The sequence below is a fragment of the Sulfuriroseicoccus oceanibius genome, assembly GCF_010681825.2.
In the GTDB taxonomy this organism is placed as follows: domain Bacteria; phylum Verrucomicrobiota; class Verrucomicrobiia; order Verrucomicrobiales; family SLCJ01; genus Sulfuriroseicoccus; species Sulfuriroseicoccus oceanibius.
On record NZ_CP066776.1, the window covers coordinates 2102883 to 2120740 of the forward strand.

Annotated in this window: 15 protein-coding genes and 2 tRNA genes; 5 read left to right on the forward strand and 12 right to left on the reverse strand. The window is 55.7% G+C overall.

Annotated elements, in window-relative coordinates:
• Position 1: 1 nt before the first annotated feature.
• The 12 genes from G3M56_RS08465 to floA form a co-directional block, all read right to left on the reverse strand.
• Positions 2-2653, reverse strand: a complete 2652-nt coding sequence (locus G3M56_RS08465; RefSeq protein WP_164363561.1) for a P-loop NTPase fold protein — start codon at positions 2651-2653, stop codon at positions 2-4.
• Positions 2650-3888, reverse strand: a complete 1239-nt coding sequence (locus G3M56_RS08470) for a restriction endonuclease subunit S (protein ID WP_164363558.1) — start codon at positions 3886-3888, stop codon at positions 2650-2652. The genes G3M56_RS08465 and G3M56_RS08470 overlap by 4 nt, the downstream gene beginning before the upstream one ends.
• A gap of 1 nt (position 3889) precedes the next feature.
• A complete protein-coding gene (locus G3M56_RS08475) occupies positions 3890-5455 on the reverse strand; it encodes a type I restriction-modification system subunit M (protein WP_164363557.1) in 1566 nt (521 codons plus the stop codon).
• A 124-nt stretch (positions 5456-5579) separates the two neighbouring features.
• Positions 5580-6926: a phospholipase D-like domain-containing protein gene (locus tag G3M56_RS08480; RefSeq protein WP_164363555.1), complete on the reverse strand. Its 1347-nt coding sequence runs from the start codon at positions 6924-6926 to the stop codon at positions 5580-5582.
• Positions 6927-7520: 594 nt separating this feature from the next.
• Positions 7521-8597: a hypothetical protein gene (locus G3M56_RS08485; RefSeq protein WP_164363553.1), complete on the reverse strand. Its 1077-nt coding sequence runs from the start codon at positions 8595-8597 to the stop codon at positions 7521-7523.
• A gap of 1291 nt (positions 8598-9888) precedes the next feature.
• A tRNA-Tyr gene (locus G3M56_RS08490) sits at positions 9889-9973 on the reverse strand.
• A 198-nt stretch (positions 9974-10171) separates the two neighbouring features.
• Entirely contained in the window at positions 10172-11053 is an 882-nt protein-coding gene (locus G3M56_RS08495) for a peptidylprolyl isomerase (RefSeq protein WP_235203330.1), read from the reverse strand.
• 129 nt (positions 11054-11182) lie between these two features.
• Complete coding sequence (gene ygfZ, locus G3M56_RS08500) at positions 11183-12061, reverse strand: CAF17-like 4Fe-4S cluster assembly/insertion protein YgfZ (RefSeq protein WP_164363551.1); 879 nt, start codon at positions 12059-12061, stop codon at positions 11183-11185.
• 5 nt (positions 12062-12066) lie between these two features.
• Entirely contained in the window at positions 12067-12738 is a 672-nt protein-coding gene (gene lipB / locus G3M56_RS08505; RefSeq protein WP_164363549.1) for a lipoyl(octanoyl) transferase LipB, read from the reverse strand.
• Between the two features lie 73 nt (positions 12739-12811).
• Positions 12812-12894, reverse strand: a tRNA-Leu gene (locus tag G3M56_RS08510).
• A gap of 131 nt (positions 12895-13025) precedes the next feature.
• Positions 13026-13541, reverse strand: coding sequence for a hypothetical protein (locus tag G3M56_RS08515; RefSeq protein WP_164363548.1), 516 nt, complete (start codon positions 13539-13541; stop codon positions 13026-13028).
• A 61-nt stretch (positions 13542-13602) separates the two neighbouring features.
• Positions 13603-14652 (reverse strand): flotillin-like protein FloA, encoded by a 1050-nt coding sequence (gene floA / locus G3M56_RS08520; RefSeq protein ID WP_164363546.1) that lies wholly within the window; start codon positions 14650-14652, stop codon positions 13603-13605.
• 524 nt (positions 14653-15176) lie between these two features.
• Here floA and G3M56_RS08525 point away from each other — a divergent pair.
• The 5 genes from G3M56_RS08525 to G3M56_RS08540 all read left to right on the forward strand — a co-directional run bounded on the left by G3M56_RS08525 (position 15177) and on the right by G3M56_RS08540 (position 17764).
• Positions 15177-15980, forward strand: coding sequence for a MotA/TolQ/ExbB proton channel family protein (locus G3M56_RS08525; RefSeq protein WP_164363544.1), 804 nt, complete (start codon positions 15177-15179; stop codon positions 15978-15980).
• Positions 15981-16122: 142 nt separating this feature from the next.
• Positions 16123-16602: an ExbD/TolR family protein gene (locus G3M56_RS08530; RefSeq protein ID WP_164363541.1), complete on the forward strand. Its 480-nt coding sequence runs from the start codon at positions 16123-16125 to the stop codon at positions 16600-16602.
• A 50-nt stretch (positions 16603-16652) separates the two neighbouring features.
• Positions 16653-17120 carry an ExbD/TolR family protein gene (locus G3M56_RS08535; protein ID WP_164363539.1) on the forward strand — a complete coding sequence of 156 codons (468 nt, stop codon included), beginning with the start codon at positions 16653-16655 and terminating at the stop codon, positions 17118-17120.
• Positions 17121-17300: 180 nt separating this feature from the next.
• Positions 17301-17621: a biopolymer transporter ExbD gene (locus tag G3M56_RS14300; RefSeq protein WP_425508194.1), complete on the forward strand. Its 321-nt coding sequence runs from the start codon at positions 17301-17303 to the stop codon at positions 17619-17621.
• Positions 17504-17764: a hypothetical protein gene (locus tag G3M56_RS08540; protein ID WP_235203331.1), complete on the forward strand. Its 261-nt coding sequence runs from the start codon at positions 17504-17506 to the stop codon at positions 17762-17764. Before G3M56_RS14300 ends, G3M56_RS08540 begins: the two co-directional genes overlap by 118 nt.
• Positions 17765-17858 lie beyond the last annotated feature (94 nt).

Here is a 17858-nt window from a genome sequence, read left to right on the forward strand (position 1 = left end):
GTTACGTTAGCTTTAAGATTTTCGAAACTTTGTTGCCGAGGAGATTCTCACGGACCCATTGCCGGAGATCGTCATCTTTAATAAGCTTGTAGCTCTCTTTGATCTTCTTTTGATGGCGATTAACGATTTCGATTGGAATGCTTTCAGCCGCCGACATTGCTAGGAATGAAAAATAGCCTTCTCTATTTTTCCTTAGTCGAATATTTCCTTCAAAATCACTATGGAGTATTTCCGGGTCAAACAAGGCGTATAGGCAAGTGTCAAGGAAGCTATTTGAGAAAGAACCATCGCCTATGTGCTCTGCAATAGCGTCTCTCGAAGCTAGTAGAGGAGCGTCATTAGAAAAAAACATGTAAAAATCACGGTTCGCGTAGACTTGTCGGTACGCTCTTGGGAAATCCTCTTCCAAACTGAGCTCTGCTATCTGGGCTGAAAAACTGTTACGTAGGGTATGCTCGATCTTTTGTTTCCAAGGTGGGGTGTCAGCTTCAGCGATGCCAGCGCGTATCCCGTATTGGAACTCCCACCCCTCCGTTGTTGTTCGGATTAGCAAACCCCGAAGTTCGGGGAGAGGAAACTTGAGTGACCAGGCTTCGAGCAATCTGATCATCGCTGCCTGAACCTGATGTTTAATGTCCTTATCGGTGAGGGTTTGTAATACTCCGAAGTTCTCCAAGAAACTCTGATGGCGATTCTCAAGGTACTGAGGTAGGTGATCCTGATGATCAATATGGCTAGCAAGTGCCTCGAGGTTTCTTGATATCGTGCTGGCTTGGGATGGAGTGGTGCGGACGGACTTGATTCGGTCTGCTACTTGCTCGCTTAGGAAATACGAGAAGAACTGATCTGCCGTAGCCTCAGGGTCAGCCTGTGAGCTGTCTTTGTGAGCTGCTTCTATAATTTTTTCAATGGGTGATGACGGATTTTCGAGGAGCTGAGCTTGGATTTCAGATCTATATTTCAGTGTCAGTCCGGCGATCATAGTGTACTCGGAGCACGCCCATGCAAATGAGAATCGGGCGTTGCCTGGGTCGGTTTCTATTAACTTGATGAGTGTTTCATATAACATTCCTAACCTTCTTTTTCTGCCGTCTATTGAATACTCAAAAAATAGATCTTCAGGGGATGGCTGGCTATCCTTACTGTCGTTAGACGGGGAGGAGGGTTCTCCCCTGAAGTAGTTCATCACCCAGGCGTCATAGGCGTTTCTCTTATTCTTTTCCGTGAGAGAGTCTAGCTCTTCGCTGCGCAGAAAGAACTCAAAGCCAGGGAATTCGTACTCGATGAGTTCCTTAAGGAAAAAGGCGGGGAAGTTCTTCTCGTCGTACTCGTAGTTTCCCTTGAAGAACATTTCTTCTTTTGCCTGGCAGATTGCGAGCCATTGTTTCAGCGCTCTTGGTGTCCTAGGGAACACAAGTTCAAGATTTTGAATCGATCGATGCAGGAACGGATGTTGAGCGGATCGTACTTCGGACCGAGCTAGCTTGATGATCTCCCTTTTCTCTGGAGCAGGTAGAGATAGGTGGTAGTCAAAAGTCTTGTTGATGTATCCTTTTGCTTCTTCGTTTGAGGTGAACGCGTTTTGAAGGCGGTCTGTATCAATCGCGAAAACAAAGCAACAGTACTCGAGCTTTTTGATTTGATTGAGGGCGGGAAAAATTTTTTTGATCTGCTCTTCGTTGACGCGCTCCATGTCGTCGATGAACACGATGACTCGTTTGCGCGAGTGTTTGAGAAGGTGATCGATCTGCCTTAGCTTAAGGTCGTTTAACAGCACATTAGAGCTCTTTAGAATGTCTGATATCCTGGATGCTGGCGATTTTATCCCCACTAGGCCGAGAAGAGTGTGAACAAGTTTGGCGATGTGGGGGCGGCTCGGAGATCGGATGCCGAGCGCTTTGTCTATCCCTCTGATGATCTCTTCATGCGCTTCAGTATGTGTCTTCGCCTGCCAGGGACAGAGTACATGTGTGCAGTAACGGAGTCGCGAGCTTTGTGAAGAATTGAGTTCGTTGAGTTTGCTGACAACTCGTAAAATGAAGTCGGTCTTTCCAGTGCCCCATGTTGCACTAATAGCGATTCTGCTGAATTGGATAGATGAGTTGGACAGGTTCTGTGCTAAAAAATCAGCGAACTTATCTACGTACATTTGCCGCTCCAATTTGTCGCTCTGTACCTTAGGTTCATTCTGTTGGAGTTTCTCCGATATTGGACCAATCAGAGAGAGGGGCCACGCGGTAATCAGTATTGCCGCTAGTGCTCCAATGCTGTTGACGTGCTCATGAGATTCGAAGATCCGATATGCGATGAATGGTAGGAGAAGTACGAATAGTATATTCCAGACCCAATGCCAATAAACTACAAGGTAGCTAAGAGCTCTGGATCGGATCTCGGTGCAGAATCCAAAAAATGAAAGGCTCGCAATCACGGTCGACCAGATAATGGCATGAGCATTTTGGGTAATGGAGTTCCAAGCGATGTTGAATACTTGGATGTCAAGGTGCGAGCAGCACACCCCAATCAAAATGAGTGCGATGCATAAGGATAGATGCCTAAAATGGTGCGTTCTAATTGATTCCGAAAATGCGGTTTGAAGTTCGACGGGAATGCGACTGAGGAAACGGGGAGGAGATTCTGCTTTTTCAGTGGTCATACAAACATCTGCTGAAGGAGGCCTTTTTTGAAAGTGTGGGTGTGAGTGATCTGAGCGTCGGCTTGTTCGATTTTGCGGTCGAGCTCCGTGAGGAAGCTGGCGATTTTGATTTGCTCGGAAATCGATGGGAGTTGAATGGGCATGTGTTTCATTTCATCGGTATCGAGTTTTCCAGCGCCGATCCCAGTTCCCACGACTTTGTGAAGCAAGATGTTCTCCGACGCGATGAACCACTGGAGAAGAAAGGCGGGCGACAGGTCGCTGGCCGGAGTGAGTGCCTTGACGTCTTGGTTGTATGCCACCTCCCTCATGGTGATGCCGACGGGAATCCGGTTCCAAAGCATGCTGCCACGAACGAGCAGGAGTAGAGATCCTTTGGAGGCTATCTTAGACCCTGATTTCACTCCTTCTGCGGTTAGTCTTAGCTTGGAGTCAGAATAATATCTGCCATGCATCGAGATGGCACTCATCCAAGGGATTTCTCCATTCCAATAGGAATCGTTGTCTTTTGATGGGGTTCCGCCAGATGACCATTTTGTAACTTCCCCCAGCTTCTTCTCCTCCCAATCAGGGAATGGGTTTCCTTGGTCGTCTTTGAAGCGGAGTTCTTGGGAGAAGAGTTTCTGCATGACGCCCTTTTTGTAGTCCAGGAGGAGGGACTTCTTGCGCTTGAGCTGGTCGATGCGGGCGTCCACCGCGCTCAAGAAGGCGGCGATCTTCTTTTGCTCGGGAAGGGAGGGAAGGTGGATGGCTATGCGAGCGATATCTTCAATGTTGATTCTCTTTACTGTGGAGCCAATCTCGTAACGGTAAATCTGACGCTCGCCTGCTGGGGACAGGATGTAGTATAGCAAGTACCCGTGATCGAGTTGATTGTCGTGACTTCTCAAGAGAACCATGCGTTGCCCCATGCAGAGTTTGAAGTCTTTTGGTACTAAGCATGTTTCGCCAGCCGGAGCTTCCCTTGTGAACAGCAAGTCTCCAGGGATTGGTATAGTTCGTCTAGTCCACTCTCGGTACCCTTCCTTTGAGGTGAACTTCATGTCGTCGTGAACAATCGTTCCGTTTCGGATGTTGCTCGTTCGAACGACGGCGTACTCAGAATGACTAACGTAAGGAGCTGTCTTGTGCTCACAGTCGACGATTTTGCACAGCTGAGATATCGTGCCTGTCTGCGAAGAGGGAGGGAATTCTTGAAACCTAAGATTCGGCACCAATGTCGTTTCCTCGCTCATCTCAGAATGGTGTCTTGAGGTTGAGTTCCTTGCAGAATGCGGCGATTTCCTCGTTGGTCGCCCTCATCTCGCTTTCCAGCGCGACGAGTTCGTCGCTCACCGCATCGAGGTCGACCGGTTCTTCCTCTTCGAAGGTATCGACGTAGCGGGGGATGTTGAGGTTGAAGTCGTTCTCGGTGATCTCGCTGAGCGGGGCGACGTAGGAGAACTTGTCGCTGGTTTCGCGCTTCTGGTAGGTGGCGACGATGCGGTCGATGTCCTCGGCGCGCAGTTGGTTTTGGTTGCCGACTTTCTCGAAGTGAGCCGACGCGTCGACGAACAAAATGTCGTCGGCATGTTGGCGGTTCTTTTTGAAGACGAGGATGGCGGTGGGGATGCCGGTGCCGAAGAAGATGTTGGCGGGTAGGCCGATGACGGTATCGAGGCAGTTGAGTTCGTCGATGAGGTGTTTGCGGATGACGCCTTCGGCCGCGCCACGGAAGAGCACCCCGTGGGGGAGCACGACCGCCATCGTGCCGTCCTCATCCAGATGGTGGATCATGTGTTGGACGAAGGCGAAGTCGGCCTTGGTCTTGGGGGCGAGCTTGCCGTAAGCGGAGAAGCGTTCGTCGATTTCGAGCACGGTGCTGGCCGACCACTTGGCCGAGAAGGGCGGGTTGGCGACAATGGCATCGAAGCGTAAGTCGGCGTGCTGTGGTGCCGGGTGTTCGAGTGTGTCCTCGTTGCGCAGGTCGAAGCGCGAGTAGTGCACCCCGTGCAGGATCATGTTCATCCGCGCCAGGTTGTAGGTGGTCGGGTTCATCTCCTGGCCGTAGAACATGGCCACGTCATCGACCTCTTTGGCCACGCGCAACAGGAGCGAGCCGGACCCGCAGGTGGGGTCGTAGACGCTGCGCAGCACCGACTTGTCCGCCGTGACGATGCGCGCGAGGATGGTCGAGACCTGCTGTGGCGTGTAGAACTCGCCGGCCTTCTTGCCCGCGCCGCTGGCGAACTGACCGATGAGATATTCGTAGGCATCACCGAGGACGTCGGAGTCGGCTTCTTCGAGCTTGAAGTCGATCGCATCGAGGTGGGTGAGCACTTTCGCAATCAGCTCGTTGCGTGCTTTCACCGTCTTGCCCAGCTTCGACGAGTCGAGCTGGATCTCATCGAAGAGCGACTCGAAGTCCTCCTCCGAGTCGGTTCCCTGGGTGGAGTTTTCGATGTGTTTGAGCACCAGGTTGAGTTCCTCCAGGATGAACCCACCCGAGCGCCCCTTGGCGGCGATAGCGGAAAAGAGCTCGGTCGGTGCGAGGTAGTAGCCCAGCCCTTCGAGTGCCTCGTCGTGGATGGCATCGAGCAGGTCACGCCCCAGCTCGGAGTCGGCATTGAGTTCGGTGAACTCAGTGATGTCCTCGCGGACGAGCAGCCCGTTGGCGTAGAGGTGCATCTTCTCCGACAGATACTTGTAGAAGATGAAGCCGAGGATGTAGTCGCGGAACTCATCGGCCCCCATTTTCCCTCTGAGGGTATTGGCGATATTCCAGAGCTGGGATTCGAGCTGTTTCTTTTGGTCTTCGGACATGGGGCGGGGCTGGGTAGCGGAAAAGGGGTAGGAGACGAATAAAGAACCGGAACTGGCTATGGATGCAAGTCTTGGTAGCAATGGATTTGCACCGTTTGGCGGGATTAGGATGTCGGCGCTTGCTTCATACAGGTGTTGCCGACAATACAATCCCGTCACCGACCCTATGCGCTTGAACCGTCCACAGGCGGTTCAAGTCGCCCCCGAGAAACTCGTCCGGTTGAAAGCCGTAGAGGTTATGTTCGAACTTGAATGGTGTGAGGACCCTCTTTTCGATGGTATTCTCGAGGGAAGATAAAGCCTTGATGGTCCACTTGAAATACAGGCAGTCTTCTGGGTCGGAGCTGGCATCCTTGGTCCTTTCCAGTTCGACCATAGAAAGCTCCTCGAATGTGTACAGAAACCGAGCAACAGCGACCGTAGTCTTTGTGTCGCTGAATCGACGTTGCGCCTGGATTTTTACTGTGCCAGTGCGGGAAAGCAGAGCGTCGGCATCCTGATCGAACGTCATTGTTAACTGGTACTCTCTGTGGTCGATTAGCAATCTGTCGGCGAGAACCACGCCTGGGGCGAAGTAACTGATACGAGTGCCAGCCAAGCGGGCGAATGCGAAGTTGCCTCGCTCTATGTTGACCATGGGGTAGCGGAACAGGTGCTGGGGGGCGATGCCTATGGACTCAATCAGTCCGATGAAGCTGTCGCGTCTATCTGCAGGGGTGAGCGAGCAACTAAGAGCGCCGTTGGAGTGAAATTTCAGACGAGCCGTGATCTGCTTTGAGGCTTGCCACGTCTTCTCATTGAGCGCCTTTTTTAGTCTGGTTCTCCATTGTTCTCTGCGGCGGCGCTCGCGAGCCTGGTTGACGCGCTCTTGGAGTGCTTTCTTACGTTGCGCTCGCGCGGCCTCACGCTGGCGCTTGAGCTCCTCTAGCTGTTGGTCGATGGCCAAGGATTCCTGCTTCAGTTGTTCGAAATCCTGTTGAAGGGGCGCGACCAGAGCTTCCATTTTCAGAATCTCATCAAGGTCCACCTTCGTTGACTTCGCCTGGATTTCCTCGACGTATTCAACGACGCGAGCTGTCGGAGTGCTAAATCCTGAGATCACATTCGCCTCAATGTTCTTCCGGCCTCGGTGGGTGAGGTTCTGACTCCCGATAGCAAACGATGTGTCATCGATGAGGATTATTTTGGCGTGTAGATCCTCGCAGTGAAAAACTTGCACGCCAGACTGCACCAACATTTTCAGCGCTGCGATGTCTGAGGCTTTGGTGATGAAGTTGATTGCCTTGAACTGAGTGATGAGAATGCGGCTGGTCGCATCCGAAGTCAGAAGTACTCGCGGGTCGGTGACATAGGGTGAGCAGATCTTGAGCTCGTTTGCTGATTCGGCAAGATCTCTGACGCTCTTGGGCAGGATGTTTCTGGCAGCAAATCGTGCACTCCCTTTTGAGGTAGGTGGCGCTGAGAGGGGCATTTCTACGGTTTCTGGTTGAGAGTGTGTTCGGGGGGGGAGTTTGGCAAACTTGCTACACCTGATATGCAGCTCTCTGAATCTTTGTTCGCGCTTTTCGCCTGCTTGGCTTTCTATTAACAAACATTGATTCTGGCAATAGGTTTCGCGAGGCCGCCAGCTGTTCGTGGGCTTGTTTATCGCTAGTGAATGCGGAGCAGTGTCTAGCAGCTTAATGCTTTATCCGTAAAAATCAGCGACTAGCGGATCCAAACAATCGAATGCGTGCGGCGTCCGCGGTACGAGTGGTGCCCCATCTCGGTATTTCTCCGAGATCTTTCGGGCTCAGCGTGAGCTCTGGAAAGAGTGGAGATTAGAAATGGGAAACCAGAAATGAAGTCAGCGGCTGCGCCGGAGGGGGCGGCTTGCCGACCTGAAGATCAGCGTTCCAGGGGCTGCGCGGGTTGCGGAGATTTCCTAGTGCTGCGGTGGTCTTTGGGAAGGAACCTCATGATTCGAATCTGCGTAATCGGCGCAATCTGCGGATCCCTAAAAACAAATCAGAGTGGTATCGACTACGTGATTAGCTCCGTGAGGCTACGCAGCAGGAAATAGGGGCTAGTTGGATGGGTAGACGAGGTGCCGATCCGCTACCTTGAGACGAAGATGCTCGGCCCTCACGACCTCCTCCCACGTGTGGTGCGGTTGGGGCGGGAGGTAGGCGTGGGTGATGTCGCAGTATTCGCCTTCGATGCCGGTGAGGGCATGCATGGCGTTGGTGGCGGCGGATTTGACGCCGTCGTCGGTGCAGCGGGAGCCGCCGAAGAAGTCGTTGCCAGGCCATGAGACGTGGTCCCAGGCGACCATGGAGAAGAGCTCGCAGCGTGAGAAATCGTCGCCGGGCTCTTGATAGGTCGTGGGTGGGCAGAGTTGTGGTTTGTGTTGGTTGCCCTGCGTGAGCGGCCGGGTGAGGAAGGCGATGTGATCGATCTCGCGGCGGGCGTTGGAGCACTCCGCATAGGGATCGAAGTAGACAGCGCGGAGGTGGGGGAGGTCGGCGGCGTGGCGTTCAAGGATGGAAACCAGTGCCTGTTCGAGATGGGCTCCGAGTTGGCCGCGGAATGGGCCGGCAAACTGACCGCAGCCGAGGCCGGGGATGGTGATCAAGGCGTCGTTTCCATTTGCTGCGGAGGATTGGCTAGCGTGATGAAAGAGCGGGAGCAATCGACGCTCGTAAAGCGCGGTGAAAGCGGATTGGTCGATCTTGCCATCGCGGACGACTTCGTCCCAATCTGCGGGCGTCCCGTAGCTGCTACGCAAGAGCGCACCGGGAGTGAAGAGCAAAGTTCCTGTGATTGGCGGGGTGTGAACATCCGGACCGCTATGGCGTCCGTCGTCGAAGATCGTGACCGGGATGCTGATGTTGATGTCGCCGAGCAGAGACAGTTCCTCTTGTGTCCAATCCGAGCCGTCGCCGTGTACCGCGGACTCCGCGAAGATCACGGGAAGCTTCGACTGCACGAGAGCCTCGAGAAACTCGATTGTCGTGAGATCGGCCACCGTGCGCGTGGCTAGGACGTCGCCGACGCGAGCGCCCAGCGCATCTGTGCCGGCTTGCACGCTGGTGAGGAGTCGCTGTGCTTTCTCAAGCACCTGCGGGTGGATGACGACTTGGTAGGCTGGGGTGTTTAGCAAGGTTGGATCTGGGGTGGATGGGCTTTTTAGTAACAATGGTTACATTCGGCAATAGGAATCGTGGGGGGGGCTCGGGGTATGCAGAGTGGAAGAGCTCGCTGCGCTCGGGGGTGGTGAATGGTGTGCCTCGGTGAACGAGGTTTTTTCCACAGATGTACAGGATGGAAGGGATTTGGGCGTAAGCGGCTGCGGTGCGCGATCTTTTAACCGCGTTCTCTTCCAGCTTCCCATCATCTGCGAAAATCAGTGTCATCTGCGGCTCCCTCCAAAACGAACACGAGTGGTGTTAGAGCTGACTGCAGCTCCGAATAGAACTCACTTTGGGATCTTCGGGGCTTTGCGTGAGCAATCGTATTCAGGGATGGCCACAAAGAGGACAAAGAGACACGAAAAGGGCTGGGGGCTCGCTGCGCTCGGGGGAGGTGAATGGTGTGCCTCGGTGAAGGATGTTTTTTCAGACAGGATTTACATGATGGACATGATTCTGCGCAAACGGCTGCGGTGCGCGATCTTCTAACCGCGTTCTCTACCAGCTTTCCATCATCTGCGAAAATCGGCGTCATCTGCGGCTCCCTTAAAACGAAAGCGAGTGGTGTTAGAGCTGACTGGAGCTCCGCATGGAAGTCACTTTGGGATCTTCGGGGCTTTGCGTGAGCAATCGTATTCAGGGATGGCCACAAAGAGGACAAAGAGACACGAAAAAGGCTGGGGGCTCGCTGCGCTCGGGGGATGTGAATGGTGTGCCTCGTTGAAGGCGGTTTTTTAGACAGGATTTACATGATGGTCATGATTCTGCGCAAGCGGCTGCGGTGCGCGATCTTCTAACCGCGTTCTCTACCAGCTTTCCATCATCTGCGAAAATCGGCGTCATCTGCGGCTCCCTTAAAACGAAAGCGAGTGGTGTTAGAGCTGACTGGAGCTCCGCATGGAAGTCACTTTGGGATCTTCGGGGCTTTGCGTGAGCAATCGTATTCAGGGATGGCCACAAAGAGGACAAAGAGACACGAAAAAGGCTGGGGGCTCGCTGCGCTCGGGGGATGTGAATGGTGTGCCTCGTTGAAGGCGGTTTTTTAGACAGGATTTACATGATGGTCATGATTCTGCGCAAGCGGCTGCGGTGCGCGATCTTCTAACCGCGTTCTCTTCCAGACTCTCTCCCATCATCTGCGGAATCGGCGCAATCTGCGGATCTCTAAACACGACCACGAGTGGCGTCCTCCTTTGGGGGCGGGGCGCGTGAAAAGGGCGCAAAAAAAACGAGTTACGATCGCTCGTAACTCGTTTTTAAAAATGGTGGGCAGGAGAGGATTCGAACCTCTGAAGGCATAGCCAGCAGATTTACAGTCTGCCCCGTTTGACCGCTCCGGAACCTACCCAGAAATTGTTGTGTTTATCGCGCCGGGTGATGCGGAACACCCGGTGTTGCTTGCGATGTGGTGAAAGTAGGGAGATCAGCGCTTTGTTCAACCGATTTTTCGCAAAAGTTGACGATATTTTCCGGCTGGTTGGTGGTGTGCGGCGGGTGATCTCCTGAGCCTTAGTTGCTTACGCTGATGCGCGCCGGGCGAATATTTTTACCATGGCCAAATCGCATTCCACGTGCGCTTCCAGAGCGGTTGGCGAGTCGGGCTTGCTTGCTGGTTTTCTGATGCGGCGGCTGCGTTGTCAGCTGGGGCGGGTGAGGAGGCTGCTGCTGCGACGCTCTCTGAGTCCGTTGTGTTGCCGGCCACCAATGTGGTGCTGACGATCTTGATTGGTGTCAACGGGACGTCGTTGGAATCGGTAGGGACGCGTGAGATGTGGTCGATGGTGTCGAGCCCGGAGACGACTTTGCCGAACACTGTGTAGCGGCCGTCGAGGGACGGTGTGCGGTTTTTCAGGCTGATGTAGAACTGTGAGCCATTCGAGGCGCGCAGTGGGTTCACCTTATCGCCGAGGCGTGCCATGGCGACGGATCCGCGCTCGTGCTTGAGGTTGATCTCGGCGGGCAGTGTGTAGCCTGGGCCACCGACGCCCCAGATTTCCTTGGCGGATTCGTGGGCGGTACGTGGGTCGCCGGTTTGCACGAGGAAGCCTGGCAGTGCGCGGTGAATGACGAGTCCGTCGTAGAAACCGTCGTTGATGAGTTGTTTGAAGTTGGAGACGTGGTTGGGGGCGGCGTCGGGCAGCAGGGCGATGTCGATGGTTCGCTTGGTGCCGTCCACATCGAGCACGATGCGTGCGGTGTTGTGGCGGTAGGCGTCGTCGCGTTTGACGAGGTCGACCGCGCTCTGGCTGAGGGCGGCGGCGCCGGAGCTGACGCTGGAGACCGCGCTTTGGCTCAGGCTGGCGGCACTTTGTCCGAGTGACGATGCACCGTTGCTAACGCTGGTGGCGGCGCGTTTCATGGTCGAGCACGACGTGGCGGCGAGCACGGCGCAGGCTGCGAGGCAGAGGGTTGTGGAGGTTCTTGGCATGGCGTTGATCGGTGGTATCTGTTTGAGGAAATGTTAGGAGATTGGGCTGGGCACAGTGGTGCCGGCTGTGAAAGCTGGGCGCGCGGAACCGGAGTGCTCCGCGTTTCCTGGGGGGGGCAATTGGGGGCGCTAGACCAGCGACGTGAGTGAGCTGATCTTGGCGCAGTTCGTTGCGAGCGCGATAGCGTCCGGCGACTCAAGCGCGGCGCGCTTTACCAGAGCCAGAGCGGTGGTGCCGGCGGAGTCGACGCTGGTGATGGTGCCGCATGGCTTGTCCGATCCCTCGACGATGAGCTCCATGCCTGTGGTGACCGGATCGGACGTAGTCAATTTGCAGAGCGCCTGACGGACTTTGCCGGCGGTCTTCATGCGCGAGATGGTTTCCTGACCGATGTAGCAGCCTTTGGTGAAGCTGACGTGGGTTGGCTCGAGGCCTACTTCCTTTGGCAGGGTGTCAGGGGTGAGCTCGGCGCCCCAGCGTGGTGCTCCATTTGCTATGCGCAGGTCTTCGAGTTCCTGCGCGTCGAGCGTGATGGTGGCAATGGGTGCCAGAGCGTCCGCAGCGGCGGATTGTTGGGCGATTGGCCCGATCACATCAACACCAAGTGCGCCAAAGCGGGCCTGCGAGATTGCTACCACGCCGTCGAGTGACGCGACCAGCGGGGCAATGATATCGGCGGTGGTGTCAGTGATGTGGATTTGGAAGGTGGAATCGGTGAGGTCGCTCCATTCTGCGTCGTCGGCGATGAGGTAGCGTTCCAATCGCAGTGGCAGGGTGTCCTCCAGCTCGGCTGGGAAGTCGACGATGAAATGGTCTGGCTCAGAGCCTGGGGAGACGTGGACGATGCCGTCGAGTTTTCCTTTGGCGTTGCAGACGCAGGCGGCGATGCCGGTGGTTTCGGTGCATCGGTGGACGTCGTTGGAGATTTGGCCGTTGAGGTAACGGGCGGCGTCCGGGCCGGCGAGTTGCCAGCGATGATGGCTTGAGGTGAGCGGGATCGAGGACATGGGGGTTATGCGCTGGTTTCTTGCTTTCGTTGTGCAGTGACCAAGGTGTCGAAGTGGCGGGCGAATGCGTTGCCGACTTCTTCGACGCTGAGGTCGCGTCCGGCTTCCACTTCGAGGCAGGTCATGCTGACCCCGTCGAGGCCGCACGGAACGATAGAGAGGAATGGCGGGAGTGATTCGCGCGTGACGTTGAGCGCGATGCCGTGCATCGAGACCCACTTGCGCACGCCGACCCCGATGGATGCCATCTTTCGGTTCTCGATCCAGATGCCGGTGAGTCCGTCGCGGCGGTGGGCGTTTACGCCAAACTCCTGGCAGGTGAGGATGAGCACTTCTTCCAGGAAGCGGAGGTAGACGTGGAGATCTTTGCCGAGAGGTACCAGATCGAGGATGGCGTAGGCGGTCAACTGACCGGGGCCGTGGTAGGTGGCCTTGCCGCCGCGGTTGATTTCAAAGACCGGGTGGGGCAGAAGCTGGGCTTCCTGAAGGCTCGATTTGTCGCTGGTGCGGCCGATGGTGTAAACCGCGGCGTGCTCGAGGAGGAGGAGAGTGTCGTTGATCGAGCCTTCCTGGCGGTCGATCACCAGCTGCTCCTGCAACTGCAAGCCCTCGGCAAATGTGATCCCGGATTCGAGCCAACGGGTGGAAACTGCGCGAGTGTGGGCTGGTTGGTTCATCGCTTACGGTGAAACCGAAGTGGGAGCGCGGGGTCGGACGGTGACCTCCGGATAGGCTCCAAGTAAAAGAAAATACGGGCGGAGGGACTCGAACCCTCACGATGTCACCATCATCGGATTTTGAATCCGACGCGTCTACCATTCCGCCACGCCCGCGTGTTGGAGCTGCATTAATTCATCATGCTGCCGATGATTGCAACCAATTAGAGTGATCAATTTTTCACTGTAACGTCAATCCGCTAAGAATCAGATGGTTGCGCTTTCGTAAAAATACGGGTCGCGAAAGTTTATCCGCGTGATTCCGGCCAATCGTCGCGTTGCGAGAGTGGTGGGCCGAGTACTTCGCGGGCGATGATGGCGCGGCGAAGGGATTCCTTGCTCTGCAGCCAGCCGAGTTTTTGATCCGTGTGGCGGCTGTGCGAGGCATAGTGTGCGTCGCGTGACTTGGCGGCGGCTTGCTGGCGTTGTTTTTGAGCTTCGGCTTTCCGGCGTTTTGCCGCTTCGATCTGAGCAAGCAGCGCGCTTGGTGTCGCGGGAGCTTCTGTGGATTGGTTCAGCGGTGGGGGCTGGGGCACTGACCGGACGTGGCCGGTCCGAGTCGGGCGGGGGATCTCCTGCGGCGGTGGAGGCGGGGTGGTGCGGCGTTCCTCTTCGGGCTCCGGCCGCGCCCAATCCGGCAGCTCGAACTCCTCCGCACCTTCGGCATCGCCCTCTTTCTTATCGAGGAGCTTCTTCCCAATGGTTTGCAGCAACGCCATCAGGATGATGGCGATGGGGACGATGTTGTCGAGGAGGACGTCCATTGGGATGTATAAGAGAGGAGAGTGCGGGCGGAGGATGTGCCCCCGCCCGCGACGAGCCTAATTAGATTTCCTTCGAGTTGTCCGACTGGTCGTTTTTACCGGCGATGTGATCGCGCATGTCGGTATCGGCCACGAGGTTTTTGTAGCGGGTGTAATCCATGATCCCGAGGTTGCCGGAGCGGAATGCTTCGGCGATGGCGAGTGGGATTTCGGCTTCGGCCTCGACCACGCGGGCGCGTTGCTCCTGCGTGCGGGCGGCCATTTCCTGCTCGGTGGCGACAGCTGCTGCGCGGCGAGCTTCGGCTTTTGCCTGAGCGACGAGTTTGTCGGCTTCGGCCTGCTCTGCCTGGAGCTTGGCGCCGATGTTGTCTCCGACATCGACGTCAGCGATATCGATCGAAAGGATCTCGTAGGCGGTTCCCGAGTCGAGGCCGCGGGCCAGAACGTGGTGCGAGATGTTGTCCGGGTTCTCGAGCACGTCTTTATAGGACTTGGCCGAGCCGATCGAGGTGACGATGCCTTCGCCGACACGGGCGATGATGGTTTCATCCGTAGCACCACCGACGAAGCGGTCGAGGTTGGTGCGCACGGTGACGCGGGCCGACGCGCGGACCGCGATGCCGTCACGGGCTACGGCGTCGATCTTGCGGCCTTGGCCCGGGCAATCGATGACCATTGGGTTGATCGACGTGCGCACGGCTTCCAAGACGGTCTTGGCGGTGCCTTTCACGGCGAGGTCGATGGCGCAGGCGCGGTCGAATGTCAGTCCGAGGCCGGCTTTGTCTGCGGCGATCAGTGCGAGCACCACACTGTTGACGTCACCTCCGGAGAGGAAGTGTGCTTCGAGTTCATCAGTGGTGCGGGAGAGTCCGGCTTTGGCGGCGGTAATGCGGGCGTCGACAATCAGTGATGGCGGAACCTTCCGTAGCGTCATGGCGACGAGGTTGAGCATGCTGACCGGAGCTCCGGCAATGCGGGCGCGCAGCCAGATCATGCCGAACTTGAGCAGCAGGATAATGACGACGAATAGGAAAAGCCCGACGACTGCAATGCCGATGAGTTTCGGAAGTTCCGAGGCGGCGAGCACGGGGTGGAGGAGTGAGGTGATCATGGTTCTCAAGCGGTGATGGACAAATCAGAGGTGGGGGCGGTTGCCACCACGCACAGGTTAGTTTTGGCCTTTTTTATGTGTGGGTGGCAACGGGAATCTGTTGTGAATTGGCGGCGTGGGTACGTGCGACCTGTGGAAATTTTTCGAGATCTTTCTAAGTCGTGAGAATTGTGGGGCGTCTTGAGTGGGCAATCCACCAATGGGTGGATTGTTTGGTGATGTGATGTATCTTTTCCGCTTTGGCGGTGGATCTTACACACCGTCAAATGGTTATTCGTGCTGATCGTCAGGTTGGTGTGGATCGTGTGATGTGAGGATTTGATTCAAATGGCAGCTATTTCCGCTCAGCTGGGGGGAAATAGCCGGCCAATCTAAATTCTGGCTTTACACGTAATCGACTCCACCGATGATGTAGCCTGCTTCTGATCCGCGGAGGTTTCGGTCTATCCGAGGCGCTGCGGCCGTTGCAGGACAACGAAGATCCCTCTCTTAAAAATACCCAAAATTAAAGAAACCCAGTCTCCATGAAGAGTATTCTTAATTCCGGCAAGTCGTCGCTCGGTTACGCATCATCCGCCATCACTTTTGCTGTGTTGAGTGCCACCCAGGTGCTTGCCCAAGACGAGGAAGGTGCGGAAGCTGCCGCCGAGGAACTTTCGATGTTCGACAACATCGTCCAGAACGGTGGTCCATTCATCTGGGTGCTTGCAGCGCTCTCCCTTTGCTTGATTGGTTTGGCTGTGTTCAACGCAATGGCCCTTCGTGCGCAAAACTTCACCCCTGCTGATCTGCGCGTGGTGATGCTTGACCATATGGCCAACTGCCGTGTGCGTTCCGCTATTGAAGTTGCCAACTCGAGCCCGAGCTTCTTCGGCCGTATGATGGCTCACGCTCTGCCACACGTCGACGCGACCCGTCCTGAAGATCTCGGCAACGAGGCTGTGGAAGATGCAATGGCTGAGTTCACCATCGATGAGACCCGTGCGCCAATGACCTGGGTCAACTACTTCAACGTGATCACCCAGGCCGCACCGATGCTCGGTCTCCTTGGTACCGTTTCCGGTATGGTGAGCGCATTCGCCAAGCTGGGTAAAGAAGCTGACCCATCGATGCTGGCAGGTAACATTTCCGAGGCTCTCTTCACCACCATGGGTGGTCTGATCATCGCGATCCCAAGTCTTTTCTGCTTCTACTTCTTCCGCAACCGTTTGCAGAAGCTTGTGGCTGAGTCGCATCAGGCAGGCCGCGAGATGATGGAAGCTTCCATCCAGGCTGTGAACGCAGACCAGCAGATGGCCAAGGTGCCAGAAGGTCTTCACGCCGAGTAATCACTGATGCGTCCCGAGTTTCCGGTGGTCGGTTTTCCGATCGGCGGTGCGGGACGGACGGGTAGGGCTGAGTTCCCTGCCAAAACCCCTCGAAGGCTCCCGGAGTTTGCGCTCCGGGGGGAATGAATCAGGAAACAAATTTATGGCATCTCAGAAGCTACAAGCCTCGGCTAGCAATCAGCTCGATGACATGCAAATGGACATGTCGCCGATGATCGACATGGTGTTCCTGCTGCTGATTTTCTTCATGGTGGCATCCACCATGATCACCCAGCGGAAAGACCCCGATGTGGTGGTTCCGATCGCACCAAAGGGTCAGGACGTGAAGACAGCGCAGGGGCGGATCACGATCAACGTGTATTCCGATGCGGTCATGAAGAAGAAAGGGCGCAACACGCCGTACGCCGACGTCAACAGTGTCGAGTTGACCCGTGAGGGGATCACTCGCCTGGTCGAGAAAGAGCGTTTGGCCAACGAGCAGGTCGGAACCAAGAGCATTCTCTATGTGCGTGGTGACCAGGCTGCTATTGTCCAGCACGTCAAGACCGTCATTGCCGCCGCGGCAAAGGGTGGTGTGAACGATGTGATCTTCTCGGGTTACAGCCGCAAAGTCGGCCAGTAAGGCAACAAATCAATCAGGGTGGATTTCACCCGCTATCCCCAGAATAGTTTATGGCTCGCAAAGTAAAGTACAAACCAGCGAACGATCCGGAACCGGGGCTCGATATCTCGTCGTTGATCGACGTGAGCTTCCTTCTCTTGATCTACTTCCTGGTGACCACGACCCTCAAACCCAAAGAGGTGGACGTGGGGATCCGTCTTCCTTCGGCGATCTCCGGAGGTACTCCTCCCGAGTTGCCACCACTGTCATTGGCATTGGAAGAAGACGGAACCGTGATCGCCAACCCGGACCAGTCCGCAGAGGCTCTCGGGCGCATGGATGACAAGTTCCGCAATAAGAAGTTGTTCCAGCGCTTGAGCGATTACAAAGAAACCGCGGATCGTGCGGGGCAGACTGCGCGCATTATGTTGCGTGCGTCGAACGCCGCCGAGAACCAGAAGTTGATTACTGTATTCAACGAGATCAGCGCGGTGGGGATTGAGGATGTGACCTTGGATGGATTCCTTGGTGACGAGTAAGTCCCAATTCCAGATAGTTTAAGAAGTGCGGCCCGATGTGATTCATCGGGCCGCATTTTTTTATTCTCAGATCGGGCATGCGGTAGTAGCGTATCCGTTGCTAGCAATTCTCATGAACTTCGTGTCGATTCGCGGGTGTGCGGGATCTTGTTGGCGAGTTCGATTCGTATTTGATTCATTATGAGAGAGCGCAAGTCCCCAAAGTTGGCCACGGCTCAGGAGCCGGGATTGGATATTTCGTCGTTGATTGATGTCAGCTTCCTGTTGCTCATCTACTTTCTGGTAACGACGACGCTGAAGCCGAAGGAAGTCGACCTTGGGTTCCGCTTGCCGGGTGAGGGGGGGGGGGGGGAGCGCCGCTTTTACCGCCAATTGCGCTGTCCTTGGAGGCGGATGGATCGGTGGTGGTTAATCCGGAGGGATCTGCGGAGAACCTTGGTGCGGCCGGAGCGGATTATCGCAATCACAAACTGCATCAGCGACTGTTGGACTACAAGGTGACTGCGGATCGTGCCGGACAGGACGCGCGGATTAGTCTGCGCGCGGCGAATGAGGCTGCCGGTCAGGATTTGATGGCGGTCTTCAATGAGATCAATGCAGTCGGCATCGAGGATGTGGCTCTCGACGGGTTTGCCGGGCTTTGATTTTGAAGGTTTTGATGAGTGTTGCGGCATGGCTTCGGTCATGCCGCTTTTTTTGCGGATGTTTTGAGGGATAGATTGGTGCTGGATGATGCGT